A 14,628-nucleotide genomic window follows, 5' to 3' on the forward strand; every position below is an offset into this window, starting at 1 on the left:
AAGGCGATTCTCATGACCATTCCTTCCAGCGTCTATTCAATGCCCGGAACGTGTTTTTTCGATCTGGCTCCTGTCGCGGGCGGCGAGCCCTATCGCATATTCCTGTCCATTCCGGCAGAGAGACCACCAGCGGAAGGATGGCCGCTTCTCGTGTTGACCGACGGCAACGCCACTTTCCCCTTCGCGGTCGCCAGCTTGGTCACGCAGGCACCTTATCCCACGGGAACGAATGTCGGCTGGGGGGTGATCGCGGCGATCGGCTACCCCTGCGACGCGCCCTATGATCCGCTCCGCCGGTCTTGGGATCTCGGGCCTCCGCCGGTGAAATCCTATCCGCCCTTCGTTGAGGGCGGTCCGCCGGTTGTCATCGGAGGGACCGGTAAACTGCTGGATTTCATCGAGGACGAACTCATACCGCGGATTGCGGAGATGGCGATCCTGGATCCGACGCGCCGATCGCTTTTCGGACATTCCTTCGGCGGCCTCTTTACTCTCTATGGCCTGTTCGAGCGTCCAAGTCTGTTTGCCAACTGGATTGCCGCCAGCCCAACCATCTATTGGGAGAACAGTGAAATTCTCAAGAATGAGGCGAACCGCCAAGTCATACCGGGAAAGGCATCCTTCCTGCATTTGTCCGCCGGAGAACACGAAGGCGATGAGCTGGCACCCTTCCAGTACCGGAACGAGGATGCCGCGACACGTCTGGAGAAGAGGAAGATCGAGCGGACCGTCCTCCTGGCGCGGGAGATGGCGGAGCGATTAAACGGCACCGCCGACGGATTGCGTACCGAATTCGAGCTGTATGCCGGCGAGACCCATATGTCGGTTCTTGCGGCGGCCGTCAATCGCGCGGTGAGCATTGCGTTCGCCGTCCAGGATTTGGCCGACAGATAACGCTCTCTGCAAAGGCTTCATCGGCGAAATGGCCTCCCCTCGGGAGTTGGTGGGGGCACTCCATATTGACAGAATCAGAGCAATAACACATCGAAGAAATGGCAAAAAATCTGGCAGGGGACTGGGTAATGGATAGTCTAATAACGCTGATGACGGACCCTGCAGTGCGGGCACGCGTCGACAATGAATGGGATAAGCTGGAGACAGATTTTGCCGCAGCTTATGCCGCGATGCCAGTCAAGTACATGTCCCGAACAGAATTGTCCTTTCATTCCTACGTGAAGCTTTTGGGATTTCTCAGTATCGACGTGGCCTCACTCGAGGGAGACATCGTTGAGATCGGCGTCTGGAAAGGCAAGTCTCTCGCCTTTATGCAAAGGCTTTCGTCGCCTTCGACAAAACTCGTTGGAATCGATCCATTCGAATTGCCAGGGCAACTTCAAGAAGTCGATTATTTTCGCAATGTTCTTTATAGAACCTGCATTTTGGTAAGAGGCTACTCGCAAAATGCCATCGAGCGCACGCTTCAGGCCACCAAACGGTTCAAGATTTTGCATATCGATGGCGGTCATGCGAGCGAGAATGTATGGGCAGATTTCCTTCTTTATGAGCGATTTGTCGTACCTGGTGGGTATATCGTCTTCGACGACTATGGCGATTTTGCCCATTCACCAGAAGTAGGACCCGCCGTAGATAGAATAGGTGCAGCGGGCCTATTCGAAAATTATGATGTTTTGGGTCAATTGCCGGAGTACGAGAGCAGCTATGTCCTGCGAAAGCGAAAGGGCGAGTGAAATTCCCCGCTTCTCGAACGCCGGCGAGCATTCTGTCTTTACCCTCAGCCAGCTTTCGTGAGCTGCCTAAGACGCCCTAACACTTTCAATCCTCGCATCGGCCCGAAAATCGATTCCGATTTTCGGGCCGATGCGCTGGTAGGCGCACCATTGCAATCCATGACATCGACGGTTATCGCATTTTCGGTATAGCTGACGGCACTCCGGAAGCATGAGTTCGTTTGCTTTGATAAGCCGTTGTTCTCGTTCTCAATGAGAGCCACACTGGCTGGTGAAACCAGCCTATAGGCGCCTTTGCAGCGCAAGTTGGGCGGGGTTTCTGCGCAAGCCTGCGGCAGGGTTGGCTTGCTAAGTCGCAGTACGCCTTCACTTCGCGAGTCAGATCAATGAACATTGCTTATCCAGGATCGTGCTGCCGCATATGCTGAATTTAGCTGTCAGACAGGAGTAAGAACATTGGGATTCATGTTGAACGCGGAAGCGCTGAAGGATTATCAGCCAAATCGATATCCTTTCCTGATGATCGACTGCGTCACCGATGTCGAGCCAGGTAAATATGCAAAGGGCTACAAGAACCTCTCCAACAACGAGTGGTATTTTCCCATTCACTTTCCCGGCCGTCCGAACATGCCCGGCGCGCTGCAGCTTGAGGCGATGGCGCAGATGCTCACCGTCGCGATCACCACGCAGGAAGGGCTGAAGGGGATGGTCACACATGCGCTTCAGCACACGGTGCGGTTTCGCAAGGAAGTTCTGCCGGGAGAGTGCCTGCAGATCGAGGCTTACGTGGACAGCTGGCGACGCGGCATATGTAAGGGTCACGCGACGGGCTATACCAACGGCACGATCGCTTGCGAGGCCGATATGTTGATTACGATACCGGAAATCCTAGAGCAGTTTCTTCCGAAATAATGGACCGTTTCCACTTCATCATTGTCGGAGCCGGGGCCGCGGGAGCGGCAGCGGCCTGGCGGTTGACGTCGAAGGGATATCGGGTGCTGTGCCTTGACCGCGGCCCGCGGATGGAGCCCTCCAGTTACCCATCCACAGGCCCGGACTGGGAGATCCGAAAGAGGGCGGAGTTCAATCCAGCAATTGCAGAACGGCAGAACCGTTTCGATTACCCGGTTGACGACGCAGATTCCCCGATTGCGGTATGCAACTTCAACGCTGTTGGTGGTTCAACGGTGTTGTATTCCGGTCATTTTCCACGGTTTCTTGAACCTGATTTCACGTTGAAGACCAACGAGGGCCTCGGTGAGGACTGGCCGCTGAGCTATGCCGATCTGATGCCGTATTTCGCGTTGAACGAACGCCAGATGGGCATGTCCGGTCTCGTCGGCGATCCCTATTATCCGCACATCGAGGAGGCGCTTCCGCCTGTGCCGCTTGGCGTGGCGGGTGCCCGGCTCGCTCGGGCGTTCAATGAAAAACGCTGGCACTGGTGGCCAAGCTTTGCCGCAATCGCCACGCGGGACAAGGGCGGGCGCAGTGCCTGTCTCAACCTTGGCCCTTGTAACACGGGCTGCCCGCAAGGGGCCAAGGCGAGTGCCGACAATACCTATCTGGCGGATGCCTTGAGGCAAGGACTAACAATTGTTCCCGAATTCGCTGTGTCGCGCGTCCTTGTCAAGGACGGTGCGGCCTACGGTGTCGAGGGTTTTGATGCGAACGGCGAGCGCCATGCGTTTCACGCCGACAACATCATCCTTGCTTCAAGCGCTATCGGTACGCCGCGCATTCTCCTCAACTCGAGGAATGCCGAGCGCCCGACAGGGATCGGCAATACGATGGGTCTCGTCGGCCGCAATCTGATGATCCATCCGCTTGGTTATGTGGAAGGCATCTTTGCCGAGCGGATGGACACGGACGCCGGCCCGCAGGGGTGCATGCTTTACAGCCTGCAGTTTTACCGTTCGCAAGAGGCGGGATACAAGCTTGGTTATATGATGCATGCATTGCGGGGCACGGGCCCTGTCGAGACGGCGATGTCTGCGCTCGGCAAACGCAAGCTGCGTTTCGGGAGCGATATCTATGGCGATTTCGATGCGCTCTACGGCAAGCAACTCGTTGTGGCGATCATCTGCGAAGATCTGCCGGAGGTGGAGAATAGGATCGAGCTGGACGAAACACGACAGGATCGTTTCGGAGATCCGGGCATCAAGGTTCACTACAAGCTGCACGAAAATACGAAAAAGATGATGGTGCGCGGCATGACCCGCGGGCGCGAACTCATGGCGGCGGCGGGAGCCGTGAGAAGTTCGGCCTATGGCCCGGTCCGCAACACCGGATGGCATCTGCTCGGAACCGCGCGGATGGGCGACGATCCGCAGCACTCCGTCGTCGATCCATCGGGAAAAGTTCACGATACCGACAACCTCTACGTGATCGACTCCAGCGTCTTCGTCACCGGTTCCTGCGTTAATCCTGCCAATACCATTCAGGCAGTTGCCCTTCTCCTTTCGGATCGTATCGATGAACGTGTCAGACAGACCATTCTATAAACTGCTGGCAAGGATGTTTCCCGGTGAACCAGAAAGGTCGGTCCCGGCATTCGATGCAATTGCGGCCGCGCGCTTGGAAGAGCGGTTTGCCGGTCTGGCCGAGATTGATGCATTGATTCTGAAGGAGACGGAGGCCGCATGGCCGGAGGACGTCAATGTCTTGCTCAAGGCGCTGCGAAGTGGCGCACCGGATCTGGTCGATCATTTCACAGAGCAAGCGGTGGTCCTCTATTTTTCGACGCCGGCCGTTTCCAGGGCACTCACCGGCAAACCGGTTCCGCTTTTCCCGAACCGGACCGTTATGGACGATATCGACTATGATCTCCTGGAACCGGTGATCGCCAATTGCGGAGGGCTTGCAGATGCCGAACGATCCTGAACGCGTTGCGGTCGTAACAGGCGGCAGCAGAGGTATAGGTCTCGCCGTTGTTCGCAAGCTGGTCGGGGACGGTTTTTCAGTCGCTGCCTGCAGCCGCCATCCGTCTCCGGCGCTTCCGACGGGTGATGAAGGCGATGTCCGCTTCTTCCAGCTCGATCTCGCCGACCCTAATTCGGTGAAGGAATGTGCCCAGGCACTTCACCGGCAATACCAGCGCATCGATGCGCTGGTGAATTGCGCTGGTGTCGCTGCCGGCGGGCTGTTTTCCATGGTTTCAATCCAGGATCTGAAACGGATATTCGACGTCAATTACTTCAACCAGATTCTGTTTTCTCAATATGTGGCGAAGAGAATGGTGCGCGCGAAGGCGGGCTCCATCGTCAATATCGCATCGACCGCCGGACTGCTTTCAGACGCGGGAACGCTCGCTTATGGGGGCAGCAAAGCTGCGCTGATCCACGCCACAAAGGTGATGGCGACCGAGCTGGGGCCATTCGGGATTCGCGTCAACGCCATTGCGCCCGCGGTGGTCGAAACCGATATGGCTCTTCAGATGGACGAGAAAGCAAGAACAGCGTTGGATGAGCGATCGGCATTGCAGGGAGTGGTCGAAGCGGCCGACGTGGCCGAACTTGTCGCCTATCTGGTGTCCGATGCATCATCAAAGATGACCGGACAGATCCTGCGGCTGGACAGGGGGCTGCATTGAATCGCGAGCTGAACCGCTCAGTTCTGGAAACTCGCTAAAGCCGTTGCGGATATTGCTGCATTCTCGCGCCCTTCCACTATTTCGACGCGCCGGGATAGAAGCGACAGAATGTCCTTGCCATCCCAGAAGGGGTTGATATCGAGCGCCTTGCCGATAGGGACGATGCGGTCGATCGCGTGATTGGCAGAACCCGACTGGAGAGCGAGGAAGAGCGCCTGCGGTTGCAGTCCGAAATAGGTCAGTGTCTGTTCCTGCGGGCGAAGAAACGCTGCGATGTCGGAAGGCGCCTGTACGTCAATTTCTGCAAACTGGCCGAAGCGCAGCCGCGTTTCCTTCGGCAAGGATTGGCCGATGCACCAGATATCCGGCGAATAGCGGTTGAGCGCCAGGGTTCCCCCGGTCGTGCGTATTGCATTCATCAGGTCGAGAAACTTGTCCAGTCGTGCGACCGTATCCAGACGAAAGTCCTGGCGATGCAGCTCTTCGTCGAGATGATGCCAGAAATCGACCTTGGCTTTGGCGATCGCGGCCGGTTCCCCAAGCCAGAAGATCTGACTTGGCGAGGAGCAGGCATTCTGGTCGACCAGATAGGTGTCGTTGAAGAAATCTCGCGCCAGTTTCGTCTTCTGTTCCGTCTCAAGCGCGGAATAGGCGCTGGCGTCGATCACGGCCGATGATGTCCGGTCCGGAAAATAAAGCTCGACGGATCGAGGCTTCTTCGGCAGCGAGCGAAATTCGGCGACGGTCGCGTCGCCTCCCCAAACTGTCAGGCCATCAACCGCTGCAACGATCTCCTTGAGCTTGGCACTTCCCCGCGCCGTCTGGATGAATACATTGCCAACTGCGATCGATCGGAATGTTTCCGACTCTGCAACGCCGTCGAATGCCCGCAAGAAGATATCGTTCTGTGGAAACGCCTTGCTCGGCATGCGCACAATGTTCGAATTGCCGGACAGCATGCCGAAGACCAACGAGAAGGCGAAATTGACGGGAATATTGGATGGCGCGATATGGGCCACAGTACCCCATCCACTGCGATATTCTGCATCTCGATATTGCTGCGAGAGTGTCCGCAGATTCGCCTTGCGGCAGAAATAGGCGAAGGTAACGAGGTCCGGATAATGCCGGGCATCGTTGTCCTTCATCAGACGACGGGAAAGCTCATGCAGAAAATCGACAACCCGCTCATCGAAGAAAGCGTGGCGTGACGAAAGATCGAATTGCTTCAGCCAGTCGCCCGCTTCGAACCTGTCGTCACGAATTATAGGCATCGCTGCATCCTCGAATTTCCGCCTTCTGCAGTCGGCCGTTGATTTTGACGATCGTGTTTCGATTGCCGCAGGAGCAGGATGCGCCGTCGAGCGTGAAGCCGACATCCTCAGTCAGCAACGAGTGGCCCGGATAGCTCTTCTGGATGGAGGAGAAGACCTGGATCAGGCCTTCCCGGCCGTGCGGGAGTGCATCGAGCGACGAAGTATCGCGAATGAGGGCATCGGAGCCGGGTGCGGCATGCATATTGCCGTGTTCGCACTCCATGAAGATCGTACCCGTTTGCTCGACCATGCCGTAATAATTCCGTATGTCGCTACAGCCGGTCCATTCGCGGACATCGTCCTTGAACATCGCATCCGAGATCTTCTGATCGGCGAGTTTCTTCCATCCGCCGCCGTGCAGCAGGAAACTGTTTGACAGGTTGAGCCGCACATTCTGGCGGCGCAGCATCTGAACAAAGTTCAACCAGACGATAGAAGTGAAACCGAAGATGAAGATGCGGTTGTCGCGATTGCTTTCGGCGAAGGCCTGCACGCGATCGATGTCGACGGAAAGTTCGTCGTCGAGCGCGAAGTCGCGTCCTCTTGAGAACATGCTGAAACCATTGATCGCTGCCGTGCGCGCGGAAAATTTCCGCCGATCGGCAACAGTGTTCTCCGCATCGATGACAAGCATCGGGAAGCGGCTTTTCGAGAAGGCGATCGAGAAGACCTCGACGAGCTTGCGCGATTGTGCCTGTGACGTTTCCTTGTCGAGATAGATCCTGGAAACCTGTCCGGTCGTGCCGGACGAGGTCATGATTTTGACGACCTCACTATCGGGGACGCTTTTGAGGTCGAAGTTCTTGAAGGCCCGGACTGGCAGATAGGGTGTTTCGGCGAGCGACGTCGCCGCGCGGTCGCCGAACATCGTGTGCACATAATGACCGTAGAGATCGCAATAAGCCTTGTGGTGCTCGGTCAACGAATTGATTTCGTTCAGGAACACAACAGGATCATTGGCGAGTTGGTCGTCCATGGCCATGGCGTTTCAGCCTCTTCGTCCCATGGCTGCCGTGGCAAGGCCGGCCGTGGGCAGCGAATCCGAGTGATAATCCTCGTAGGTAGCGATCATGACATTGAATATCCGTGCCAGATCGCTGGCGGCGAGCGCGCCGAAGAACGGCAGGCAAAGGACCTCCTTCGCCGCCTGGGTCGCCACCGGCAGGTTGGAAGCCTGCGCGGAAGGTAGGTTCTTATAGTGCGGGGCATCGCTGCAAAGCGGGTAGAAATATTTGCGCGCGAGCACGTTCTTTTCGCGGAACCTGCTGTAGAGGATGTCGCGTGTGAAGCCGGATTGATCGGGATCGATGCGTACCGGCAGATATTGATAGCTCGGCGTGACACCGGCCTGTGGCTCGAGGATGGTGATGCCGCGCATGGCGGAGATCAACGTGCGGTATTGCTCGAGCAATGACCGGCGACGTTCCCATTCATCCTTCACCATGTCGAGTACGGCAAGGCCGACGCCCGCTTGCAGTTCGTTCATTTTGCCGTTGAGGCCGGCGAGCAGGATTGTTTCTTCGTTGGCAATGCCAAAATTCCGCTGAAGGTAGATGGTGCGCTGAAGTTCAGCATGCGGTGAAATCAGTGCACCGCCTTCGACGGTGTGAAAAAGCTTCGTTGCATGAAAGCTGTGCATCGTGATGTCGCCGAAGAGGCTGATCGGCTTCCCGTCGACACGCGTGGCAAAGGCGTGAGCAGCGTCGTAGATGACTTTGATGCCGTGCTTTGCCGCGAGCGCATCAATGGCCTTCACGTTGCATGCAATGCCGTAGACATGAACGCCGAGGATGGCGCAGGTGCGGTCCGTGATAAGGTTTTCGATCCGAACCGGGTCGATGGTCAGCGTGACGGGATCGATATCGCAAAATACCGGCGTCAGTCCGCAGGCATCGATGACGTGTACACTCGCCGGAAAGGTGAAGGGCGTGACGATGACCTCGCCGCCGGCAGGCAGGTCGAGGCTTTTCAGCGCGATCTGCAGGGCGACGGTGCCGTTATTGAACAGGCTGACGAATGGAACGTCGAGAAAGTGGGCAAGCCGTGATTCCAATTCACGGTGCTGAGCACCCATGTTGGTCAGCCAGGCGGTAGCCCAGATGTCGGCGAGGGTACGGTTGACCGTTGCGAGATCGGGAAGGAGCGGCTTCGTTACTGGAACAATGGGTAGTTCGTTCGCCGTCATTTCACTGCTCCATATCACGATATATGCCACAAGGCGGAAACCGGGCCTTGATTGTCTCCGCAGACTAGGGGGGTTAGCTTTCTCGTGGCTTGCGCGCGGGGTGCCCGACGGTGAGCAAGAGGGCAAAAGACTCGCACAAGGTTAAATTGGAAAAATCGGCGGCGAGATGGTTTGAGATGGGCCGTTTCCGCGCAGAAACCGCTTCCGAAAGTGCAGTCCGCCTGATGATCTCACACGCTTCGAGTGGTCGCCGTATCGTCGTCAATGAGGCGCCCGTGGAAAATGCCGCAGCGAACTGCTCTTCGACAACAAGCGTTTTGAGCAGACGACGACTGCCGGAAATCAGGGCACTGGCCGTGCCGCCCCATCGACTGTCGCCAGGCATCGACTTCATCCGACATTGAATCTCGTGCTGGGGAACTGCGCGCGCCGCGCCGGCGTCATGCCACTTCCAACCACTCACGGGTGAGACAACCGCAAAAAGGACCAGCAATGCCCCGAGTATCGATCTGCATCCCCGCCTACAAGCCGGATTTCTTTGAGCAAGCCTTGAAGAGTGCCATCGGGCAAAGCTATGGCGATACGGAGATTATCGTTTCAGACGATTGTCCAACGGATGCAATCGCAAATATCTGCGAGCGATATCAGCAGCATCTCTCCTATAGCCGAAATCCGAAGCCGAGCGAGTTTTCCAATGTCATCCGGCTGGCCAATCTTGCGAACGGCGAATACATCAAGTTTCTGTTCGATGATGACATTATCAACCCATTCTGCGTTCAGTTCCTGCTCGAGACACTGGAGGAGAGCCGCCATCTCGGCACGAGGCTCGCCTTTTCGCCGCGTTACCTGATCGATGGGAAAAACCGCATCACGTCGCTGGTCAATCACTTCGGCATTGCCGACCAGGCAAAGGTCATCGACGGCGGCGCCTTCATCCGTGTGACAGCTGTCAATCACATGAACCTGATTGGCGAGTTCTCGAGCGTGATGTTCCGAAAGGAAGATTGCTTCGACGAGAACGGCGCATTCCGCCTGTTTCGGGTCGATGAGGATGGGATCTTCCGCGGCATCCTTGATCTATCGGCATGGATCGATCTCGCCAAACGCGGCCCGATCATCGGACATCCGCATCCGCTTTCCTATTTCCGCCAGCATGCCAATTCGACCTCAAATCACGAGATCAATCCGCTCTTCATCAACGGCATTCTTTACTATGAGGAAGTGATGAAGATGGCCTTCGAAAAGGGCTATATGACAAGAGAGGATCTGCCGGCCTCCATGCGCCGTCTGCTCGAGCACTACGGCTACTGGCAGAACGCTTATCCGCAGTTGAGGGCCCGGATCGTCGACTTGCAAGCCATGCTGGCGAAGCTCTGATATTGCCGATAACCTGCTGCAGGACAGATGCGGCTCTGCCGCCTTTGATTTCGCAGAGGTCTACAGGAAACGCTCGGACAGCGTAACGTAGTCCGGCTTTCCGGCGGAGGTGAGCGGTAGGGTTTCGGAGACAACCACCCTTGCAACAGACGGGTGGAAATTGAAATTATCCTTCAACGCCGTCTGCGCTCGCTCCGCATCCGGCTCCCTGATGCAGACCATCAGCCGGTTTTCGGCACCGATGACGATGCAATCAAGCCCGCCGGACTTCAGCACGGACTCCGCATGATCGAGATTGACTGAAATTCCGTGCAGTTTGATGAAGCGCTTCTTACGGCCCACGATTGTGATGAACCCGTCCTCATCGATTTTGGCATAGTCGCCGGTATAAAGTTTACCGTGGAATTCGTCGCCCTTTTCAAGGTCTTGAGCGGAGGTCGCATAGCCCATCGACACGTTCTGGCCGACATAGAGCAGCTCACCTTCGCCGATCGGCTCGCCCGTTTCCGCGATCAAAGCTCGACCGCCGGGCAGCGGAATGCCGACGCTTCCCAGCTTCTCGATCGCCTGGCCGGGGGGGACATAGGAAATGCGCGGGGCAGCCTCGGTCTGGCCATACATGGTGAAATAGCGCACGCCATGATCGGCGAAATACTGCCAGAAATGGCGAGTCAGTTCCGGTGCCAGGCGCCCGCCGGCCTGCGTCACGCAGACGAGATTGCCAAGGCAGGCCTCGCTCAGGCGAATGCGCCGCAATGTTTCGAATGTGAAGGGCACGCCGGCAAGGTCGGTAACTCTCTCCTCTTCGATCATTTGCCAAATGCTCCTGTCGAGGATGGACTTATCAGTCAACACCATGCAGGCGCGCGCAAATATCGTATTGTGGAGAACGGAAAGCCCGTAGGAATAATGAAATGGCAGAAGGCTGACCGTAATGCGGTCTCCAGTCATGCCGAGATATTCGACGATCGAACGCGTGCAGGCATCGATATTGTTGGCCGTCAGTCGCACGCATTTAGGGTCGCCTGTCGAACCCGAGGTGGGAATGAGCAAGGCAAGATCTTGATGCAGCGTCGTGTTTACGACCGACGACCGCTCGAACAGAGCCTTTGTGCCCAATCGCCCGTTTGGCGCATAGTCTTCCAGCGCCATCTCTGCGGGAGCGACGATGTAACGGGGGGTATAGGCTCCAACGGTGCGTTCCAGCGAGTGACGGGTCAGTTCACCGTCGACCAACATGGGCACGAGGCCTTTCCGCAAGGCTCCCAGATAGGCCGCAACGGTTTCGGGCGACCGATCGCACAGAATCAGTACGATCGCCCTGTCGGCCTTGGAGAATAGCGCATCTCCGAGCCCGAAAACGTCGTTGTAGCTGTAGCGGCGTCCATCGGCGATCAGGAACGTCCTGTCATCGGCGCCATCCGAGAGGCTTTGCCAGAACATTCAGAACGACACGCCGTATTTCTCGAGCGTCTTCAGGCCGGTCTTGTACGAGCCGAAATCGACCACGTCGTCCATATCAAGCATGATGTCGAACGTATCCTCAAGAGATGCGATAAGCGCCATGTGACCAACCGAGTCCCAAGCGCGAATGCTCTGATACTGGAGGCCGTCGCTCAAATCCTCGGCGCCAATACCGAACGTTTCGATGAAAGCGGCATCGTATTTTTCTTTGTTGCTCATGTCTTGCTCCTACTTGAACACTTTTTTGTCTTCGTTCCTGCGAACGACGCGCGCGGGATTGCCCAGCGCAATGACTTCATCGGGAATGTCGATATGCACGACCGAGCCCATGCCGACAATTGACGAGTGTCCGATTTGCACGCGTTCCTTGACGAGTGCGCCCATGCCCAGATAACTCAACGTCCCGACTTGCGTGCCGCCGCCCAGATTGACCATGGATGAGACGACGCAGTTTTCTCCTACCACAATGTCGTGGCCAAGGATCGAAGCTGTATTGACGGCGACGTTTCGACCGATCTTTGCCGTCGCCTGGATGGAGACATGCGGCGCGACGATCACGCCGTCGGCAATCTCCGCATACTCAGAAATGAAGGCATCGGGGGAGAAGATCGATTGAAGCACGAGGCCCAACCTTTCCACCTTATCGAGAAGAGCTTTCCGGGCAAAAGGTTCCCCGACTGCGATCGTCACTTTGGCGCCGGGAACGTGATCCCCCACGGCGACGACCGGAAACCCAAGCACCTCAGTCGCCGTCGGATGATCGACGATGAATGCACAATGGTGACGTTGCTGCAGGCCCCGGCGGATTGCCGATTGCAGTATGTCCATGGTTTCAATGCCGAGGCCGCCCGCCCCGTAAATGTACCAATGATCCAGACTCATGCTTCGATTTCCTATTGCAACAACTTTTCCTGCAGGAAACCGGCGATACCCTCGCCATCCAAGCGCGCAGCCTTCAGCATGAAGGCATAATCACCAGTCTCGACGAAGCGATCCGGAATGCCGTGCGTAACGATGCGCGGAAACGGCGTTCCCAAAGCATTGTAGTGATCAAGGATTGCGCTGCCGAGACCGCCGACCGTCGTGTGCTCCTCGATGACGAAAACCGTGCTGGCATGGCGGGCGACGTCAGCCAGTGCGACCGCATCCAGCGGCTTGATCGTATGCATGTTGAGGACGCCGACATCCAGACCGGCTTCTTTCAGCTTTTCAGCGGCCAGAAGGCAATGGCCGACCGTGGTGCCGCTCGAGATCAGCATCACCTCGCGTGGCGGCGTCAGCCAAACGGCTTTGCCGATTTCGAACGTGTAGTCTTCGGTATAGACGACCGGTGCATTGGGCGTGCCGGTCAGGCGGATATAGACCGGTTGGTCGAAGCCGACACAAGCCTCCAGCGTCTTGTAAATTTCCGAGCAGTCGGCCGGCGATATGATCGTCAGGCCCGGCACAGTGCGCATGACCGCGACATCCTCCAGACCGAAATGGGAATTGCCGAGATAAGCCATCGCCAGACCGCTACCAAGTGCAACGAGCTTCACCGGCTCGCCCATATAACCCATGTTCATGCGCACCTGTTCGCTTGCCCGCATTGAAGCGAAGGGCGCAAACGTCGAGGCGAACACGTCGAACCCCATGCGCGCGAGACCGGCAGCGCAGCCTACCATGTTCTGCTCGGCAATACCGGTATTGAGGAATTGGTCCGGATATTCCTTGGAGAAGCGGTCAAGACCGGAAGACCGGCCGAGATCGGCACTCATCGCGATAATGTTCTCGTTTTCAGTCGCAAGCGCCGTCAGCGCCTGGCCATAAACAGCCCGCGGCCCGATGCGCGACCATGTGCGGGCATTGCGGTTCGACAACTCAACCACGGAATTCTCCTTCCGTTTCCAGCTCCGACCCGACGCTCTCGCCGAGCGCCTTCAGGCACTCTTCATAGACAGTTCCCGTGATGCGATTGTGATGCCAATCGTTGTTATTCTCCATGAATGACAATCCCTTGCCTTTCACGGTACGGGCGACGATGGCGGTCGGTATATCCGCGACCTGCTTTGCCTGCTGGAGCGCCGACAGGATCTGATGGTGATCGTGGCCATCGACATTGATGACGTTCCAGCCGAAAGCTTTCCAGATGTTCGTCAATGCAATTCTATTGCTATAGGTGGCATTCGGCCCGTCGTTGCGGAACCCGTTCTCATCAATGATCGCGGTAAGGTTGCCGACGCCCATTTCCGAAGCCGAAGCGGCACTCTCCCAGACGGACCCTTCATTGCATTCGCCGTCGCCGAGAAGCACATAAACACGACGATCTTGTTTGCGCTTGCGCATACCAAGGGCGATGCCCATGCCATAGGCAAGGCCCTGGCCCAAGCTGCCGTTGGAGCTTTCGATGCCGAGCGCGACCTTCTTTACCGGGTGAGCGATCAGATCGCTGCCGTTTGTCTGAAAGGTCGCAAGCTTTTCGGCGTCGAAATAGCCGAAGTGATGCAGCACCGCCAGATAGCCCAGCACTGCATGCCCCTTGCTAAGAATGAAGATGTCGCGACCGTCCCATTGAGGTTCATGGGGGCGATGCGAAAGCACGTCGCCGAAGAGCGTATTCAACAGCTCTACCATGCTCAGGCTACCGCCGATGTGCGCCGACTGTCCGCACCGAAACGCGGTGTCGACGATTATACGACGAACCCGCGCACAGGACTCCTCGAAGCTTGTATTGATCATCAGGCTAGCTTGCATCTTTCGGAGGCGGTTTAGATCGGAATGGTTCATCTCAAACCATCCCATTGCCGATCCTTCCAATTGAAGCTTGTGCGGGTCTGTTGCCGCTTCGTTGCCCGCCCCCAAGCCCGATCGAGACTGCCGGGCGCGCGGCCCGTGTTGCTCCAAAACCTCAAGGTTCGACTGGGTGCAAAGATGGTCACAAACCGTGATTATTAAGTTGACTCCAATTCTCCTGTTTGAGTAAACGCAACCTTAGCAGTGGCCGGAGGGGCGGCCGTCACACTGCCCGAT

General features: G+C 56.9%; 16 protein-coding genes. 7 read left to right on the forward strand and 9 right to left on the reverse strand.

Features of this window, described 5'->3' with window-relative positions; translation table 11 throughout:
• The first annotated feature begins 12 nt into the window (after positions 1-12).
• From FHT79_RS25745 to FHT79_RS25770, 6 genes are all read left to right on the forward strand, one after another.
• Positions 13-894, forward strand: a complete 882-nt coding sequence (locus FHT79_RS25745; protein WP_183904436.1) for an alpha/beta hydrolase-fold protein — start codon at positions 13-15, stop codon at positions 892-894.
• Between the two features lie 128 nt (positions 895-1,022).
• Positions 1,023-1,688: a class I SAM-dependent methyltransferase gene (locus tag FHT79_RS25750; RefSeq protein WP_063474007.1), complete on the forward strand. Its 666-nt coding sequence runs from the start codon at positions 1,023-1,025 to the stop codon at positions 1,686-1,688.
• Positions 1,689-2,153: 465 nt separating this feature from the next.
• Positions 2,154-2,600, forward strand: a complete 447-nt coding sequence (gene fabZ / locus FHT79_RS25755) for a 3-hydroxyacyl-ACP dehydratase FabZ (RefSeq protein WP_174824469.1) — start codon at positions 2,154-2,156, stop codon at positions 2,598-2,600.
• Positions 2,600-4,192: a GMC family oxidoreductase gene (locus FHT79_RS25760; RefSeq protein WP_028759006.1), complete on the forward strand. Its 1,593-nt coding sequence runs from the start codon at positions 2,600-2,602 to the stop codon at positions 4,190-4,192. The genes fabZ and FHT79_RS25760 overlap by 1 nt, the downstream gene beginning before the upstream one ends.
• Positions 4,193-4,265: 73 nt before the next feature.
• Positions 4,266-4,571, forward strand: a complete 306-nt coding sequence (locus tag FHT79_RS25765) for a hypothetical protein (RefSeq protein WP_246714055.1) — start codon at positions 4,266-4,268, stop codon at positions 4,569-4,571.
• Positions 4,555-5,280, forward strand: coding sequence for an SDR family oxidoreductase (locus FHT79_RS25770; RefSeq protein WP_028759008.1), 726 nt, complete (start codon positions 4,555-4,557; stop codon positions 5,278-5,280). Before FHT79_RS25765 ends, FHT79_RS25770 begins: the two co-directional genes overlap by 17 nt.
• Before the next feature lie 17 nt (positions 5,281-5,297).
• Here the strand turns inward: FHT79_RS25770 and FHT79_RS25775 are convergent, their stop codons facing one another.
• The 4 genes from FHT79_RS25775 to FHT79_RS25790 all read right to left on the reverse strand — a co-directional run bounded on the left by FHT79_RS25775 (position 5,298) and on the right by FHT79_RS25790 (position 9,163).
• On the reverse strand, positions 5,298-6,551 hold the full coding sequence (locus FHT79_RS25775) for an acyl-CoA reductase (RefSeq protein ID WP_028759009.1): 1,254 nt from the start codon (positions 6,549-6,551) through the stop codon (positions 5,298-5,300).
• On the reverse strand, positions 6,535-7,575 hold the full coding sequence (locus tag FHT79_RS25780) for a long-chain fatty acid--CoA ligase (RefSeq protein ID WP_168333327.1): 1,041 nt from the start codon (positions 7,573-7,575) through the stop codon (positions 6,535-6,537). The genes FHT79_RS25775 and FHT79_RS25780 overlap by 17 nt, the downstream gene beginning before the upstream one ends.
• 6 nt (positions 7,576-7,581) lie before the next feature.
• Positions 7,582-8,778, reverse strand: a complete 1,197-nt coding sequence (locus FHT79_RS25785) for a DegT/DnrJ/EryC1/StrS family aminotransferase (protein WP_080759820.1) — start codon at positions 8,776-8,778, stop codon at positions 7,582-7,584.
• A gap of 73 nt (positions 8,779-8,851) precedes the next feature.
• Positions 8,852-9,163 carry a hypothetical protein gene (locus FHT79_RS25790; protein ID WP_183904437.1) on the reverse strand — a complete coding sequence of 104 codons (312 nt, stop codon included), beginning with the start codon at positions 9,161-9,163 and terminating at the stop codon, positions 8,852-8,854.
• A gap of 107 nt (positions 9,164-9,270) precedes the next feature.
• Here FHT79_RS25790 and FHT79_RS25795 point away from each other — a divergent pair, with 107 nt between their 5' ends.
• The gene (locus tag FHT79_RS25795) at positions 9,271-10,155 is read left to right on the forward strand and encodes a glycosyltransferase (protein WP_028758662.1); all 885 of its coding nucleotides are present in this window, start codon (positions 9,271-9,273) and stop codon (positions 10,153-10,155) included.
• 60 nt (positions 10,156-10,215) lie between these two features.
• Here FHT79_RS25795 and FHT79_RS25800 read toward each other — a convergent pair whose 3' ends face one another.
• From FHT79_RS25800 to FHT79_RS25820, 5 genes are read right to left on the reverse strand one after another with little or no spacing between them, the layout of a single operon-like run.
• On the reverse strand, positions 10,216-11,598 hold the full coding sequence (locus tag FHT79_RS25800) for an AMP-binding protein (protein ID WP_028758661.1): 1,383 nt from the start codon (positions 11,596-11,598) through the stop codon (positions 10,216-10,218).
• Entirely contained in the window at positions 11,599-11,838 is a 240-nt protein-coding gene (locus FHT79_RS25805; protein WP_007637453.1) for a hypothetical protein, read from the reverse strand. It abuts the gene before it with no gap.
• A gap of 9 nt (positions 11,839-11,847) precedes the next feature.
• Positions 11,848-12,501, reverse strand: a complete 654-nt coding sequence (locus FHT79_RS25810; RefSeq protein WP_028758660.1) for an acyl-ACP--UDP-N- acetylglucosamine O-acyltransferase — start codon at positions 12,499-12,501, stop codon at positions 11,848-11,850.
• 11 nt (positions 12,502-12,512) lie between these two features.
• Positions 12,513-13,487: a transketolase C-terminal domain-containing protein gene (locus tag FHT79_RS25815; RefSeq protein WP_028758659.1), complete on the reverse strand. Its 975-nt coding sequence runs from the start codon at positions 13,485-13,487 to the stop codon at positions 12,513-12,515.
• Complete coding sequence (locus FHT79_RS25820; RefSeq protein WP_246714056.1) at positions 13,480-14,385, reverse strand: transketolase; 906 nt, start codon at positions 14,383-14,385, stop codon at positions 13,480-13,482. Before FHT79_RS25820 ends, FHT79_RS25815 begins: the two co-directional genes overlap by 8 nt.
• Between the last annotated feature and the right edge of the window lie 243 nt (positions 14,386-14,628).

Source organism: Rhizobium sp. BK212 (assembly GCF_014197475.1).
Classification (GTDB): Bacteria; Pseudomonadota; Alphaproteobacteria; order Rhizobiales; family Rhizobiaceae; genus Rhizobium; species Rhizobium anhuiense.

What these genes read in the sequence shown, in the direction of transcription:
- FHT79_RS25785 (WP_080759820.1), bottom strand. Translation starts at nt 8,778, where the DNA reads ATGACGGCGAACGAACTACCCATTGTTCCAGTAACGAAGCCGCTCCTT.
- FHT79_RS25745 (WP_183904436.1), top strand. Translation starts at nt 13, where the DNA reads ATGACCATTCCTTCCAGCGTCTATTCAATGCCCGGAACGTGTTTTTTC.
- fabZ (WP_174824469.1), top strand. Translation starts at nt 2,154, where the DNA reads ATGTTGAACGCGGAAGCGCTGAAGGATTATCAGCCAAATCGATATCCT.
- FHT79_RS25780 (WP_168333327.1), bottom strand. Translation starts at nt 7,575, where the DNA reads ATGGCCATGGACGACCAACTCGCCAATGATCCTGTTGTGTTCCTGAAC.
- FHT79_RS25750 (WP_063474007.1), top strand. Translation starts at nt 1,023, where the DNA reads ATGGATAGTCTAATAACGCTGATGACGGACCCTGCAGTGCGGGCACGC.
- FHT79_RS25775 (WP_028759009.1), bottom strand. Translation starts at nt 6,551, where the DNA reads ATGCCTATAATTCGTGACGACAGGTTCGAAGCGGGCGACTGGCTGAAG.
- FHT79_RS25820 (WP_246714056.1), bottom strand. Translation starts at nt 14,385, where the DNA reads ATGAACCATTCCGATCTAAACCGCCTCCGAAAGATGCAAGCTAGCCTG.
- FHT79_RS25800 (WP_028758661.1), bottom strand. Translation starts at nt 11,598, where the DNA reads ATGTTCTGGCAAAGCCTCTCGGATGGCGCCGATGACAGGACGTTCCTG.
- FHT79_RS25790 (WP_183904437.1), bottom strand. Translation starts at nt 9,163, where the DNA reads ATGCCTGGCGACAGTCGATGGGGCGGCACGGCCAGTGCCCTGATTTCC.
- FHT79_RS25805 (WP_007637453.1), bottom strand. Translation starts at nt 11,838, where the DNA reads ATGAGCAACAAAGAAAAATACGATGCCGCTTTCATCGAAACGTTCGGT.
- FHT79_RS25760 (WP_028759006.1), top strand. Translation starts at nt 2,600, where the DNA reads ATGGACCGTTTCCACTTCATCATTGTCGGAGCCGGGGCCGCGGGAGCG.
- FHT79_RS25770 (WP_028759008.1), top strand. Translation starts at nt 4,555, where the DNA reads ATGCCGAACGATCCTGAACGCGTTGCGGTCGTAACAGGCGGCAGCAGA.
- FHT79_RS25810 (WP_028758660.1), bottom strand. Translation starts at nt 12,501, where the DNA reads ATGAGTCTGGATCATTGGTACATTTACGGGGCGGGCGGCCTCGGCATT.
- FHT79_RS25795 (WP_028758662.1), top strand. Translation starts at nt 9,271, where the DNA reads ATGCCCCGAGTATCGATCTGCATCCCCGCCTACAAGCCGGATTTCTTT.